Annotated in this window: 19 protein-coding genes; 16 read left to right on the top strand and 3 right to left on the bottom strand. The window is 56.7% G+C overall.

Translation table 11 applies throughout. The features are described 5' to 3' along the window. The first annotated feature begins 49 nt into the window (after nucleotides 1-49). The 11 genes from ABSG49_RS10975 to rpl18a all read left to right on the top strand — a co-directional run bounded on the left by ABSG49_RS10975 (nucleotide 50) and on the right by rpl18a (nucleotide 6,206). Entirely contained in the window at nucleotides 50-1,327 is a 1,278-nt protein-coding gene (locus tag ABSG49_RS10975; RefSeq protein WP_424026170.1) for a hemolysin family protein, read from the top strand. Between the two features lie 19 nt (nucleotides 1,328-1,346). Next, nucleotides 1,347-1,955, top strand: coding sequence for a phosphoribosylglycinamide formyltransferase (purN, locus tag ABSG49_RS10970; protein WP_424026169.1), 609 nt, complete (start codon nucleotides 1,347-1,349; stop codon nucleotides 1,953-1,955). 117 nt (nucleotides 1,956-2,072) lie between these two features. Beyond that, nucleotides 2,073-2,402, top strand: a complete 330-nt coding sequence (locus tag ABSG49_RS10965) for a ribonuclease P protein component 4 (protein WP_424026168.1) — start codon at nucleotides 2,073-2,075, stop codon at nucleotides 2,400-2,402. After that, nucleotides 2,383-2,814, top strand: a complete 432-nt coding sequence (locus ABSG49_RS10960) for a YhbY family RNA-binding protein (protein WP_424026167.1) — start codon at nucleotides 2,383-2,385, stop codon at nucleotides 2,812-2,814. The genes ABSG49_RS10965 and ABSG49_RS10960 overlap by 20 nt, the downstream gene beginning before the upstream one ends. Before the next feature lie 544 nt (nucleotides 2,815-3,358). Next, entirely contained in the window at nucleotides 3,359-3,967 is a 609-nt protein-coding gene (locus ABSG49_RS10955; RefSeq protein WP_424026166.1) for a 30S ribosomal protein S19e, read from the top strand. Nucleotides 3,968-3,977: 10 nt separating this feature from the next. Continuing rightward, complete coding sequence (locus ABSG49_RS10950) at nucleotides 3,978-4,316, top strand: DNA-binding protein (RefSeq protein ID WP_424026165.1); 339 nt, start codon at nucleotides 3,978-3,980, stop codon at nucleotides 4,314-4,316. Further along, entirely contained in the window at nucleotides 4,316-4,906 is a 591-nt protein-coding gene (locus ABSG49_RS10945) for a DUF7411 family protein (RefSeq protein WP_424026164.1), read from the top strand. The genes ABSG49_RS10950 and ABSG49_RS10945 overlap by 1 nt, the downstream gene beginning before the upstream one ends. A gap of 14 nt (nucleotides 4,907-4,920) precedes the next feature. Next, nucleotides 4,921-5,073, top strand: coding sequence for a 50S ribosomal protein L39e (locus ABSG49_RS10940; RefSeq protein WP_321506882.1), 153 nt, complete (start codon nucleotides 4,921-4,923; stop codon nucleotides 5,071-5,073). A gap of 3 nt (nucleotides 5,074-5,076) precedes the next feature. After that, on the top strand, nucleotides 5,077-5,343 hold the full coding sequence (locus ABSG49_RS10935; protein ID WP_424026163.1) for a 50S ribosomal protein L31e: 267 nt from the start codon (nucleotides 5,077-5,079) through the stop codon (nucleotides 5,341-5,343). 1 nt (nucleotide 5,344) lies between these two features. After that, a complete protein-coding gene (locus tag ABSG49_RS10930; protein WP_424026162.1) occupies nucleotides 5,345-6,007 on the top strand; it encodes a translation initiation factor IF-6 in 663 nt (220 codons plus the stop codon). 7 nt (nucleotides 6,008-6,014) lie between these two features. Beyond that, nucleotides 6,015-6,206, top strand: coding sequence for a 50S ribosomal protein L18Ae (gene rpl18a, locus ABSG49_RS10925; RefSeq protein WP_424026161.1), 192 nt, complete (start codon nucleotides 6,015-6,017; stop codon nucleotides 6,204-6,206). Nucleotides 6,207-6,407: 201 nt separating this feature from the next. Here the strand turns inward: rpl18a and ABSG49_RS10920 are convergent, their stop codons facing one another. Continuing rightward, complete coding sequence (locus tag ABSG49_RS10920; RefSeq protein ID WP_424026160.1) at nucleotides 6,408-6,554, bottom strand: hypothetical protein; 147 nt, start codon at nucleotides 6,552-6,554, stop codon at nucleotides 6,408-6,410. A gap of 120 nt (nucleotides 6,555-6,674) precedes the next feature. Here ABSG49_RS10920 and ABSG49_RS10915 point away from each other — a divergent pair, with 120 nt between their 5' ends. The 4 genes from ABSG49_RS10915 (at nucleotide 6,675) to ABSG49_RS10900 (ending at nucleotide 10,149) form a co-directional block, all read left to right on the top strand. After that, nucleotides 6,675-7,418: a hypothetical protein gene (locus tag ABSG49_RS10915; RefSeq protein WP_424026159.1), complete on the top strand. Its 744-nt coding sequence runs from the start codon at nucleotides 6,675-6,677 to the stop codon at nucleotides 7,416-7,418. Nucleotides 7,419-7,606: 188 nt separating this feature from the next. Next, nucleotides 7,607-7,948 carry a hypothetical protein gene (locus ABSG49_RS10910; RefSeq protein WP_424026158.1) on the top strand — a complete coding sequence of 114 codons (342 nt, stop codon included), beginning with the start codon at nucleotides 7,607-7,609 and terminating at the stop codon, nucleotides 7,946-7,948. A 458-nt stretch (nucleotides 7,949-8,406) separates the two neighbouring features. Then, on the top strand, nucleotides 8,407-9,396 hold the full coding sequence (locus tag ABSG49_RS10905; protein WP_424026194.1) for an ATP-binding cassette domain-containing protein: 990 nt from the start codon (nucleotides 8,407-8,409) through the stop codon (nucleotides 9,394-9,396). A 3-nt stretch (nucleotides 9,397-9,399) separates the two neighbouring features. Next, complete coding sequence (locus tag ABSG49_RS10900) at nucleotides 9,400-10,149, top strand: ABC transporter permease (RefSeq protein WP_424026157.1); 750 nt, start codon at nucleotides 9,400-9,402, stop codon at nucleotides 10,147-10,149. A gap of 280 nt (nucleotides 10,150-10,429) precedes the next feature. On the opposite strand, the gene ABSG49_RS10895 is transcribed toward ABSG49_RS10900, so the two are convergent. After that, the gene (locus tag ABSG49_RS10895; RefSeq protein WP_424026156.1) at nucleotides 10,430-10,678 is read right to left on the bottom strand and encodes a translation elongation factor-like protein; all 249 of its coding nucleotides are present in this window, start codon (nucleotides 10,676-10,678) and stop codon (nucleotides 10,430-10,432) included. A 213-nt stretch (nucleotides 10,679-10,891) separates the two neighbouring features. On the opposite strand from ABSG49_RS10895, the gene ABSG49_RS10890 reads away from it, so the two are divergent. Then, nucleotides 10,892-11,743, top strand: coding sequence for a UbiA family prenyltransferase (locus ABSG49_RS10890; protein WP_424026155.1), 852 nt, complete (start codon nucleotides 10,892-10,894; stop codon nucleotides 11,741-11,743). Here ABSG49_RS10890 and ABSG49_RS10885 read toward each other — a convergent pair. Next, complete coding sequence (locus tag ABSG49_RS10885) at nucleotides 11,740-12,522, bottom strand: helix-turn-helix transcriptional regulator (RefSeq protein ID WP_424026154.1); 783 nt, start codon at nucleotides 12,520-12,522, stop codon at nucleotides 11,740-11,742. The genes ABSG49_RS10890 and ABSG49_RS10885 overlap by 4 nt on opposite strands. Between the last annotated feature and the right edge of the window lie 250 nt (nucleotides 12,523-12,772).

The following is a 12,772-nucleotide window of genomic DNA, read 5'->3' as shown; positions in this document are numbered from 1 at the left end:
CGCTTTCCCGCGGTAAAGATATGCGTGCACCCGCACGTTGTGAAACCCGATGATCCAGGATGCCCTAGAAATTCTTCTCTTCATCATCTGTATCCTTCTCTCCGCGTTTTTTTCCAGTTCTGAAGTCGCCCTTATCGGTATCACCCGTGCGAAGGTGCGGACGCTCGTCAACGAGGGGAAGCCGGGGTCGAAGGCGGTTGCAGCCTTAAAGGAGTCGCCCGAACACCTGCTGATCACCATCCTGATCGGCAATACGGTCGTCAACATCACGGCCGCATCGCTCGCAACAGCAATCGCGATTCAGGCGTTTGGTGATATCGGGGTTGGCATCGCTACCGGCTTTGTGGTGATTGTCCTCCTTATCTTTGGCGAGATCGGCCCCAAGATCTACGCGGCCCGGGCATCCGATTCGTTCCCGCTCACGATTGCCCCCATCGTCCTCTTCCTCTCCCGCATATTCTCCCCGGTCGTCTGGCTCGTGGAGCGGGTGAGCCCGAGCTTTGGGATCGGCAAGGAAGTCTCGGAACCGGCGGTCACGGAAGAGGAGATCAAGGAGTGGATCGATGTCGGCAAGGAAGAGGGCACGATCGAGCAGGGCGAGCAGGACATGCTCTACTCGGTGCTCGAGTTCGGCGACACCACGGTACGCGAGATCATGACCCCACGGGTCGACGTGATCCTGATGGAGGACACCGTGACGTTCGAGGAGGCGATCCGGATCTTCAACGAGACGGGTTTCTCGCGGATCCCGGTCTACCACGACCGCATCGACAACATCACCGGTATCCTGAATGTCAAGGATGTCTTCTCTGCCATGGTCTCCCACCGGAAGAGCTCCACGATCAAGGAGATCATGTTCGATCCCATGTTCGTGCCGGAGACCAAGAAGATCGACGACCTGTTGAAGGAGCTCCAGGTCCACCGGGTGCTGATGGCGATCGTGATCGACGAGTACAGCAGTTTCGTCGGGATTGTGACCGTTGAGGACATCCTCGAGGAGCTCGTAGGCGATATCATGGACGAGTACGACAAGGAGGAGCCGGAGGTGCAGGAACTCTCGCCGGGCGTCTTTGTCGTGGACGCCCAGATGTGGGTCGAGGATATCAACGAGCGGATGGACCTCGGGCTGCCGGTGGATGAATCCTACGAGACCGTAGGGGGCCTCGTCATCGACCGGCTCGGCCACCTGCCCCAACACCCCGGGGAGAAGGTGGAGATCGATTCAGGGCGGGTGACCCTTGTCGTCATGCAGATGCACGGACGGCGTATCGTGAAGGTGAAGATCATTACCCGTGCTGCGAACGGGAGCGGCAGCAGCCAGACGTGAAGTGCAGGAGATTGAGTGCATGAAAAAACGTATTGCAGTCCTCGCATCCGGCCGGGGCTCGAATTTCCAGGCCGTGATCGATGCCATCGCCGCGGGGAAGGTGCCGGCACGCTGCGTTGCGCTCATCACAGACAACCCGAAGGCCTACGCGATCGAGCGGGCAGAGAAGGCACACATCCCGGTCCGGATGGTCGATTTTGCTGCGTTTCCCACACGGGAGGCATATGAGCGGGCCCTGCTCGTCGCAATGCAGGAGGCCAGGGCGGACCTCTATGTCCTTGCCGGCTACATGCGCATCCTCGGGTCGGAGGTCGTCCGGGCCTTCCCGGGGAGGATGATGAACATCCACCCGGCTCTCCTCCCCAGTTTTACCGGCCTGCACGCCCAGCGACAGGCAGTGCTCCACGGCGTGAAGGTCTCGGGGTGCACAGTGCATTTCGTGGACGAGAGCCTGGACGGCGGTCCCATCATCCTCCAGACGTGCGTCCCGGTCCAGGACGACGATGACGAGGAGAGCCTTGCCGACCGCATCCTCGAACGGGAACACGAGTGCTTCCCCGAGGCGATCCGGCTCTTCTGCGAGGACCGGCTGGAGATCGTGGGACGGAAGGTGCGGGTGCGGAAGTAGGCCCTCTTTTCTTCATTCTTACCAGCAGTTCTCCGATAGTACGGGATTTTTACGATCCTGAAGATTATTAGGCAGGACGCTGATAGTATACCACAACCGGGAGCCGGTACAGGGAACATGAAAGAGAAATCCAGGAACCCGGCGACAAAAAAGATCGCCCGGGAGCGTATCAGTATATTGTTCGAACAGGCCCGGCAGGCATTCCCGGCACACCCGGAACGGAGCAACCGTTACGTGGAACTTGCCCGGAAGATCGCGATGCGCCAGCGGGTCCGGATCGACCGGGAATTCCGCCGCCAGTACTGCCACCACTGTTACGCGTTCCTTGTACCGGGCAGCAACATGCGGGTGCGGGTGCACCGTGGCAATGTCGTGGTCACCTGCCTCTCCTGCAACAAGAAGACGCGATACCGCGTGGTGAGACCAGATGCCGGAACCGAACAATAACTCAATGCAGGACCTCAAGCCGACCGTCTGGATCGGGAAACAGGGATGCACGAAGACGATGATCGATGAGATCGTATCCCAGCTCAGGAAGCGCACGCTGATCAAGGTCAAGTGGCTCCAGAACACGGAGGTCGACCCGGAGGCGATCGCTGCACAGACAAAGGCCCGGCTCGTCGAAGTGCGGGGCAGGACGATGGTGCTCGCGGATAAGGGCCGGGCGCCGGGAACCCCGGGAACTACGGCAAAGGCCCCCGCGAAAGTCACGGCAAAGGCAGCGGCCCGGGCTTCTGTCAAATCCCGGGAAAAAGTGCCGGAGAAGGCTCCAGCGAAGGACGCTGGAAAGGACGTTGCAAAGGATACGAAGCCTGCAAAACCGCGGCAGATCGGCATGATGAAACGGGCGGAGAAGTGAGTGCGATCAAGGCCGGTATCCTGACTGGTATCTTGGTCTGATGGGGGCTGATACTCGAAAATAATCCTGCGGATTATTTTCTCGAACCCGCATTGTCCCTGTGGACAATGCAGATTCCCCCCAAACCCCACCTTGTGATAACGGCTCGTGGGGATTGACAAGCATACGAAATCATCTTCGATGATTTCTCCAATCATTCGGGACATTGTCCCTCTTGACATCCCCTCTCGCTGCGGATGGGAGTACGGGTGATAATCCTCGAGGCGTTTCCCTGCTGGTCAGATTCATGATGACTCAGGTAATTCGCCCCGCCGTGCCCCGAAGGGGCCCTGAGGCGGGGAGCCCTCTTAATGGAAATAATGATATCGAAGGAATCTTCAACGCAGAGGCTTTCACTGCAATTAAATATCTGTTATCGGAACAGCTGGACACCCATCACCTTCTTTTCCCCATCCGTCGGGGCCTATGTCCTTGGAAATATATAAGAACCATCCTCACAAATAATATAAGACTGTTATTTCATTATTCAACAGTGAGGTAGTAGATGACAACAGTATACGATGTCCCCGCTGACCACATCATCCGGAGGGTTGCCGAGGAGCTCAAGAAGAAGAAGGAGATCACTCCTCCCGCCTGGGCAGCCTTCGCAAAGACCGGCGTGCACAAAGAGATGCCGCCGGAAGACCCCGACTGGTGGTTCATACGGGTAGCAGCAGTGTTGAGACGCGTCTATATCGACGGCCCTCTGGGCGTCGAGAGGATGCGAAGCTTTTACGGCGGTAACAAGAACCGCGGCTCGAAGCCCAACGCGTTCCGCAAGGGCAGCGGGTCGATCCTGCGCAAGGCTGTCCAGCAGCTGGAGGCAGCAGGTCTCCTTGTCCACGACAAGACCGGCCGGAAAGTCTCTCCTGCAGGTATGGCCTTCCTCGATGCATTTGCACAGGATGTGAAGAAGAACCCGCCCGCACCCGTCCCGAAGCGCGCCAAGCCGGTTGTCGAAGAGCCCAAGAAGGCTGACGGCAAGAGCAAGAAGAAGGGCGGCGACAAGGCAGCAGCCGAAGGCGCCGAGGGTGCCAAGGGCGAGAAGAAGCCGGCAGCCAAGAAAGAGAAGGCTGAAGGCAAGAAAGCAGAAAAAACTGAAGCCCCCAAGTAGAGGTAGCAGTATGGGAGACGACGAGCTTAACGAAATCCGCAGACGCAGGATGGCGCAGCTGCAGCAGCAGGCTGGCGATCAACAGGGTATGCAGGAAGAGCTCGAACGCCAGCAGCGTCAGAAGTCTCAGATCCAGATGATACTCATGCAGATTCTCGAGCCGGATGCACGGGAACGCCTGAATACCATCAAGCTGACCAAGCCGGATTTCGCCGGTTCGGTCGAGCAGCAGCTCATCCAGCTCGCACAGAGCGGACGGCTGCAGAAGAAGATTACCGATGCACAGTTCAAGGAGCTGCTCAGGCAGCTCGCGCCTGCCAAGCGGGATTACTCCATAACAAGGAAATAATGAAAGCCGGAGTGCTGTACAGCGGCGGTAAGGACAGTTCCCTTGCAGCAATCATGCTGGGTACGTATTACCAGGTCGAACTCAACACGTTTGTGTTCGACCCGGACCGCCTGATCCCCTCGGTTGAGGCTGCGGCAAAAGCACTGGGATTTCCCATAAAGAAACGAGTATTTCAGAAAGGATTGTTGAACGAAATGGTCGACCTGGTCATGGAGAAGGGGTATCCGAACGATGCCATCAACCGCGTGCACCAGTCGGCCGTGGAATCGCTCGCGGGAGAGTATAACGTGGTCGGGGACGGCACACGGTTTAATGACCGGGTCCCGATGCTCTCGCGTGCGGCGGTCCAGAGCCTGGGTAACCGGACAGGGTGCTCGTACGTGCGGCCCCTGCTTGGCTATGTCAGGCCCGAAGTCGACCGGCTGGTGGACCGTTTTCTCATCGTGGAATACGGGGAAACGGGGACGATCCAGAACGGCGATTACGAGACAGAGATCCGGGAGGCGTGCCGGGCCCGCGGGCTCGACTGCGCTTCCCTGTTCCCGCAGCACCACGACCAGTCGCTCGTGGTGGGCAGGAAAGATAAATAACAAGGTGAACAGAGATGAGCAAACTAAGCAAAGGCAGGAAAATCCGGCTTGCGAAGGCATGCGACCAGAACCGGCGCGTGCCCCAGTGGGTAATGGTCAGGACCAAGCGCTCGGTGGTTGCGCACCCGAAACGGCGCAACTGGCGTAAGAGCACGCTGAAGGTGTAGACAATGGCAGAGAAGATGGAAGAGCACGTCTATGTGATCCCTCTCAGGGATGCACGCCGCATGCCCCGCTGGAAGAGATCCAACGGTGCGATCAAGGATATCAGGAAGTACCTGGCCAAGCACATGAAGAGCGAGGATGTCAAGATCGACCAGGGCATCAACGAGAAGGTATGGGCACGGGGCAGTTCCAAGCCGCCATCAAAGATCCGGGTCCGTGCCATGAAGATGGAGGACGGGCAGGTCCAGGCAGAACTTGCACCGGAATCGTAAGATGGAACGGACGATCACGTTAAACGGCGATCCGAACATCGGGGTCTTTGCCCGGGTGTTCGGCGATATCGCCATTGTTCCCCCGGAAGCACCGGAGGATTTCAAGGCAGCTGTGAAGGCGGCCCTTGACGTTACGCTTGTCGAGACCACGATCCAGGGGAGCGCCATCATCGGCTCGCTCGTTGCCGGCAACAGCCGGGGGATCGTTGTCTCGGGGCTTGCCACGGAAGAGGAAGTCGGCATGCTGGAGAAGTACCGCAAGGTGATGCTCTTGAACGAGTCGATGAATGCCGCGGGCAACGTGATCATGGCAAACGATAGCTTTGCCGCAGTCCACCCGGACATGCCGGTCGACGTGATGCACGCGATCGGCGAGTTCCTTGGCGTCGAGGTCATTTCCCTCGTGCTGGGCGGTGTCAAGACCGTCGGCATGGCAGGTGTGGCGACGAACAAGGGCGTGATCCTGCACCCGCGGGCGACCGATCAGCAGATCGCACGGGTCGAAGCGGTTGCAAAGGTCCCGGTCGGGACGGGCTCGATCAACATGGGCAGCGGCCTCGTGGGTACCGGCCTCCTCGTGAACGAGAAGGGGTACCTTGCGGGCAATGCCACGAGCGGGTTTGAACTGGGCAGGATTGAGGACGTATTTGGTTTTCTGGAGTGAATGAATTATGGCAGATCAGAAGTTTGAAGTGAAAGGCACATTCAGGATGGGCGAGGACTGGATGCCCTACACGAAGATCGTCGAGGCACCCAACGAGAAGCAGGCGCAGGAGCGCACCTTCACCGTCATCGGCAGCAAGCACAACCTGAAGCGGCGCTACATCAAGATCGATGGCATCAAGGCTGTGAAGGCTGAGTAAAACTTTCTTTATTTCTTTCCTGTTTTTGCAGGATTTTTGAAAACCTCGGAGGATATCCTTGGGGAGTCTATTCAGCATTCGTTGAGAGAGTGATATCTTCCCATTATGAGGGACGCCGCCGCAGTCCAAGATTTTCTGAAGAAAATCTTCTCCACAGCCTTCGGCCGCCCCCGGCGGGGCGCCCCCACGGCGGATCTGTGACTAATACGGCAATAAAAAACTTCCTGCACCGCCGTGACTCGAAGTTCTCACGACCTTCTCGAATTCATGGTCGAAGAGGTTTGTCAGAACCTCGATGAGGAGAAGCGAGGCATCGGCCGACCTTCGACATTCTGATGAACCACTCAATCCCCGGAGAGGCCCTGATGCGGGGGAGCTTCACAAACTATCACCTTCTCTCTCGTTTTTAATGAGTCAACTGTTGGTTCTATCAAATTTTTTATCTCCTCCCGTACCGGATATATCCTCATGAAGGAAGAGATCCGCTGGAAATTATTTGCCGGTAGTGCACTGGTAACCCTGACCCTTCTCCTGATGCTTGCCCATTTCCTGATCTTCCAGGACTCACACTACCTGTTCACTTACCTCCTCGCTGACCTTGCCTTTATCCCGGTCGAAGTCCTCTGTGTGACGTTCATCATCGATGCGATGCTCTCGTCCCGGGAGCGGCGGCAGCGGCTGGAGAAGCTGAACATGGTGATCGGGATCTTCTTCTCCCGGATCGGGACACCCCTCCTCGCCCGGCTCGCGAAGGCCGACCCGCACGACCTGCCCCTGCAGGCACAGATCACGGCAGGCCTTGTCTGGGACAAGGCACGGTTCCGGGAAGCACACGGGAGCCTCACCGGCTGGAACGGGACCATCGATCCCGCCCGCATCGACCGCGAAGCGCTGCGGGTCTTCTTCCGGGAGAACGAGGACTTCCTCCTCCGCATTGTGGAGAACCCGATGGTCTACGAGCACGAAACCTTCACGGACCTGATCCTCGCGGTCACGCACCTCGTGGCGGAGCTGAAGGCCCGGGGCGATCTCTCGCAGCTTCCCCTTTCTGACATCGCCCATCTCACTGGTGATATGGAACGAGTCTATTCGCGGCTCGTGCCCGAGTGGCTGAAATACATGGAATATTTGCAGCGCTCGTATCCCTACCTCTTCAGTCTCGCGATGCGGATGAACCCGTTCGATGAAGGGGCACGGGTGGTGGTGGAGTAGGGACCCCCCATTCAGAAGGGGTACCCCCCTCTTATCAGGGAGGGTCAACCCGCCCAAAAATCCACCTGGGAGGGGGAATCTCCCGCAGACTCCCCCGATGGGCCGGGGCCGATCCTGCCACGGTTCTGTATTGCAGGCATTCACCGGCATATTTATAGGATGAACGGCAATTTTGTGGTGGTTGAACTATGAGAAATACTGCCGATCTTGTGAAGGAGATGCTGGACGAGGCGAAGGGGGCATGGCTGGTCGCGATAGCGGTCGGCTTCTATGATGATACGAAGTTTGTCTTCAGTTCCTCAAAGCAACCCATCGCCGAGCTGAATGGTTTCGTGAAGACCGGCGGGTTCCCGGTAGGGCTGCTCCGGTTTGAGAAGGAGAAGGGTTCGGTCCAGGGGTCTTACCGCCCGTTCCAGGAATACGAGAAAGAAGAGTGGGCAGCAACTTACCTCGCGGGGCTCCTCGAAAAAACCGGGAATATTGTTGCAATGAGCGAGGAGCAGCAGCCCGTTTATCGTACCGCGACCTGAACCCCTATTTTTCGGTAAAGAAACGGGCTCTGGAAAAAACCTTCGTTTGCATTGATTTTTTAAAAACACATGATGACGGAGGGGACAGTGCCCCGCCACCAGACCTGCCCCTTTAATGAGGGGGGTTGATACAACTATATCTTATGTTACGATGAATGCTGCCGCAGTCGAAGATTGATATCTTCTCCACAGCCTTCGGCTGTCTCCAGCGGGGCGGAGTCAAAGGTTTGCAGCCTTTTCATCGTCGTGGTTCTGATGAACCACTCAGAAGTCGAAGAATTCTGATGCATTCATCTCCCATCAGTCATCGCTGTGTGACACAGGAACCCGAGAAGAGAGCCATCAGGCTCTCTTCGCTGTTGCGATCACCGATTCCCCGCGGCGGACCGGTGACCGGAAGCACGATTAACAACACCTGCCCTGCCGTGCCGCGAAGACTTACACAGGATTGCGTAACCATGACCGTTGCAGTGCATGTAGAGAACCTGACCCGGCGATTCAACGATCTCGTCGCCGTAGACCACATATCCTTTGAGATCGGGCAGGGCGAGATCTTCGGCCTCCTGGGGCCGAACGGCGCCGGCAAGACGACCACCCTCTCCATGCTCGCGACCATGCTCAAGCCGACCGAAGGTACCGCCACCGTCAATGGTATCGATGTTGAACGTGACGAGGATGGCGTCAGGAGGTCCATCGGCATCGTCTTCCAGGACCAGAGCCTCGACGAAGAACTCACGGCCTGGGAGAACATGGACTTCCATGGCCGGCTCTACCGCATCCCAACGGAAGTACGGAATGAGCGGATCGACGAGCTCCTGAAACTGGTCGAGCTCTCTGACCGGAAAGACGACATCGTCAAGACCTTCTCCGGCGGGATGCGCCGGCGCCTCGAGATCGCACGGGGGTTGCTCCACCACCCCTTGGTCCTCTTCCTTGACGAACCCACACTCGGCCTCGACCCCCAGACCCGCAATCATCTCTGGCAGTATATTGCGACCCTGAGCCGGGAGAAGGGGATCACGATCATCCTCACCACGCATTACATGGAGGAGGCCGACCGGCTCTGCAACCGGGTCGCCATCATCGACCATGGGAAGATCATCGCGCTCGATACCCCCCGGAACCTCAAGGACGGGATCGGCGGCGATGTAGTCACGATTGTTTCGGCGGATACCGCTGCGATCGCCCGGACCCTTCAGGAGCCCTGGATCAACCGCATGGACACGAACGACGGTGAAGTGGTCATCAGCCTCCGGAACGCGGAGCAGCACATCAGTGAGATTGTCACGACTCTTGCCAGCCGGCAGATCCCGATCAGCTCGATCTCGATCCACAAGCCGACACTGGAGGATGTTTTCCTCTCCTTCACGGGAAAAACCATCCGGGAGCAGGAAGCGGGCAATACGGAGATCATGAGGCAGCATATGAAGATGATGCGGAGGCACTAGAACATGGATATTATCTACACCATCTGGCTCCGCAGCATGAAACGGTATATCCGGTCGAGAAGCAGGATCATCGGGAGCATCGCCATGCCGCTCTTCTTCCTCCTCTTCCTGGGGTTCGGCCTCAACTCGGTGGTCAGCATTCCGGGGTTCGGCCAGAACTACACCCAGTTCCTTATTCCGGGCATGGTTGCGATGAGCGTCCTCTTCACATCGGTATTCTCGGGGATCCAGATCATCTGGGACAAGCAGTTCGGGTTCCTGAAAGAGACCCTCGTCGCCCCGGTCACCCGGCTTGAGATCATGCTCGGCCAGACCGCCGGCGGGGCGACGACCGCGGTTGTGCAGGGCGTCATAATCCTCGTCCTGTCGCTCCTGATCGGCCTCTCGGTCAAAACGATCGCCGGGTTTCTCGTCGCGATCGGGTTCATGATCCTTATCGGGATCGGGTTCACCGCGTTCGGCATCGCGATCGCATCGACCATGGAGGACATGAACGGCTTCCAGCTGATCATGAACTTCGTCATCTTCCCGATCTTCGGGCTCTCGGGGGCACTCTTTCCCATCAGCTCGCTGCCCGGGTGGCTTTCGCCCATCACGATGCTCGATCCTCTCACGTACGGGGTTGAAGGGATCCGCTACGGCCTGACCGGCGTCTCGCAGATCAACCCCGTCATCAGCTTCGCGGTCATCGGCGGTTTTTCGGTGGCAATGGCGGTGCTCGGGGCGTACCTGTTCAGGAAGATCGCCATCTGAAATGAGATGAAGTCCCGGTTTTCCACCACCTTTTTCCGGGTCCAACGCTTCCGGGACCGGCAGGAATCACCTGCTGCCCGGATCACGCACCGCCTTCCCACCCTGCCATCACCTCCCGGAAAATGGGTGCTGGATGAGCCGGTGATCCCCCTTCGGATCCCCCCTCCCGGTATGTAAATAACACCGACTGCAATAAAGTTTGGAGATTCGGGTTGTTGCATCAACCCTTTGGTGACGAAACTATCCAGAAAAAGAAAAGAAGAAATGCTACGGGCAGCCCTCAGCTCTCCCGGCACACCAGGTCCCCGTTGTGCACCCGCTCGTTTACCCTGATGCCGATGTCCTGTCCCGGATCTGCCTCCTGGATCGGCTGGTGGTCGTATTCCATCGATGTCACGGTCTGGTAAATGTCGTCATGCGGCCCGTGGATGTGGATCCGGTCACCTTTGGCAATATGGTCCGAAAGGACGATCGCGGCGACACCTACTCTCGGGTAATAGTGGGTTACCCTCCCAATCATGGTCTCCATCGTCTTCTCCCTCCCAACATGAGACTAATACCGGGTACCGCGGGATAAAGGTTGTCCCTGAAGGGATCATTCCTGAACGTTTGTTTGCGTTTTTTCACCCTTACGCAGCAGACGCTAAAAAAACCTGGTGCAATTTCCTGCCGGACGAGTTTTAATGGGGTTGTAATTTTTCATGCGATTATAATAAAGCGTCCGGTGAAAATTTGATGAGGTGTGAAATTCTCTGACAATCCGACTATACGACTGCTGAATTCATCGACTGTTGTCGCCATATCCGGGGGGCTGCGCCTGCATGTCGCATTTCTCCTCACGGGTATTGCCATACGACTCCCCGAGTATATCGCCTTCTCCCTGATCGTCTATGCAACGTATACCCTGGATCGCACCCTTGAGTGCAAGGAAGATGTCCTGAACCGGGGCGAACTGGCCGGCGCCGATAAAAGGGCCGGTATGGTTGGTTGCCTTGCAGCATTCCTGATCGGTACGGTGATCCTCCTGCATGACGGCATCTGGGCCGCTCCGTTCTTTCCCTTCATTGTCGGGTACATTTATACCCGCGGTATACGGATTGGCCCAATAAACCTCCGCTTCAAGGCAGGGGCCGGCGTCAAAAATGTCGTGATCGGGCTGACCTGGGGTGGTACCATTGCCCTCATCGTCAGCCAGTGGTGCAGCAGCCTCGCCGCGGTCACGGTGATCTTCCTGTTTTTTGGATTGAAGGTCTTCATCACCTCGTGCATAAACGACTTCAAAGATATACGTGGGGATCTGGCTGCCGGTATACGCACCCTGCCGGTCAGCCTCGGGGAAGGCCAGACCAAGAGGGTCCTGATCGGGATCCTTCTCGTATCTTACTGCGTAATGGTGTACGCCCTGCTCCAGGCACTCATCCGGAATGAGTGCATCCTCCTTGCCTTCGGGTTCCTGAGCACTCTCGTCTTCCTGATGATCTATTCCCCGTCGTTTGAGAACAGTTCGCAGCTGGTGTTCCGTAAAATGCGGGAATTTGTGATCAGCTGGGAAACGGTTGTCGGGCTGGTGCTCCGGGTCTGCGTGCCGGTTTAATCGAGGGACTCAATCTTTTTCGATTGTTTCAGGTAATAGGAAAAGATGCGTTCGCCCCATTTCCGCGCCGACGGGTCAAAGCTGACAACGTCATTTTTCGAATCGAATACCCCGCTGTTATAGAAGAGCGAGATCGAGAAATACGAATCAGAGACCACATACGAGAATTTGATATCTCTCGCCGGCACGTAGAGATGCGCATTTTTGTACTCCAGCCATTCTTCGAGAAGGTCACGGTATTTTTCCTTCACGACGCGGTAGACTCCAGGCGTGAGGATCAGCGATGATTCGGCACCCTTCTTTGCGAGGTTCAGGAAAAAATTCGGGTATTTCGGGTGCACGGTGTGGGAAATACCCTTGATCGTGGTCGAATGCGATATATTTTTTAAAAACGTGTTGATATCGAAGATCTCTTCATCAGTGTTCTCGAGGATCTGGTAATCGCCCAGTTCTCTGATATCCATGAGGATCTCCAGGGGCAGTGCGCCAAGGTTGTGCTCCTGCCAGAATTTCCGGTTCTTGTCAAAGACTTCCATAGTCCTGATAAGAGGTTCCATCTGGGTTGCAAGCACTTTGCCTTCCGGAGTCAGTGAAAATTTCCTCCCGTCACGTTCGATCAGGTGCTCCTCTTCGAGAATTTTTATCTGGGGGAGCATCCCCGTGGATGTGACATTGAGTATTTTCTTGATATCATCCCATTCATTCGGCCCGCTGTTCAGGAGGATCAGGAGATTACGCCGTTTGTCCGATGCCGAGATGACGTTCAGGAGCTCGTTCATACTCCACCATTCTTATTGTAATGAGGTTGTTAAACGGGGGGAAAAAGCCTCCTGAACGACCATTTGATCTTTATTGTGATATAAAATATCTCATTCTCACATTTACGTTCGGGCAGGACCTTCCTTTTTCGTGCGTACCTCAGATCTCACGACAATGACGGGACGCCATGGGAAAACTCCAGTTATCCCGTTCGGTCCGGCTTTTTCTGGTACTGTTCCGGAACAATTCATCCCTGACCGGGTCTTCGAG

The sequence above is a fragment of the Methanoregula sp. genome, from assembly GCF_049510175.1.
Lineage (GTDB): Archaea > Halobacteriota > Methanomicrobia > Methanomicrobiales > Methanospirillaceae > Methanoregula.
This window is presented reverse-complemented; position numbering and strand designations above follow the sequence as displayed.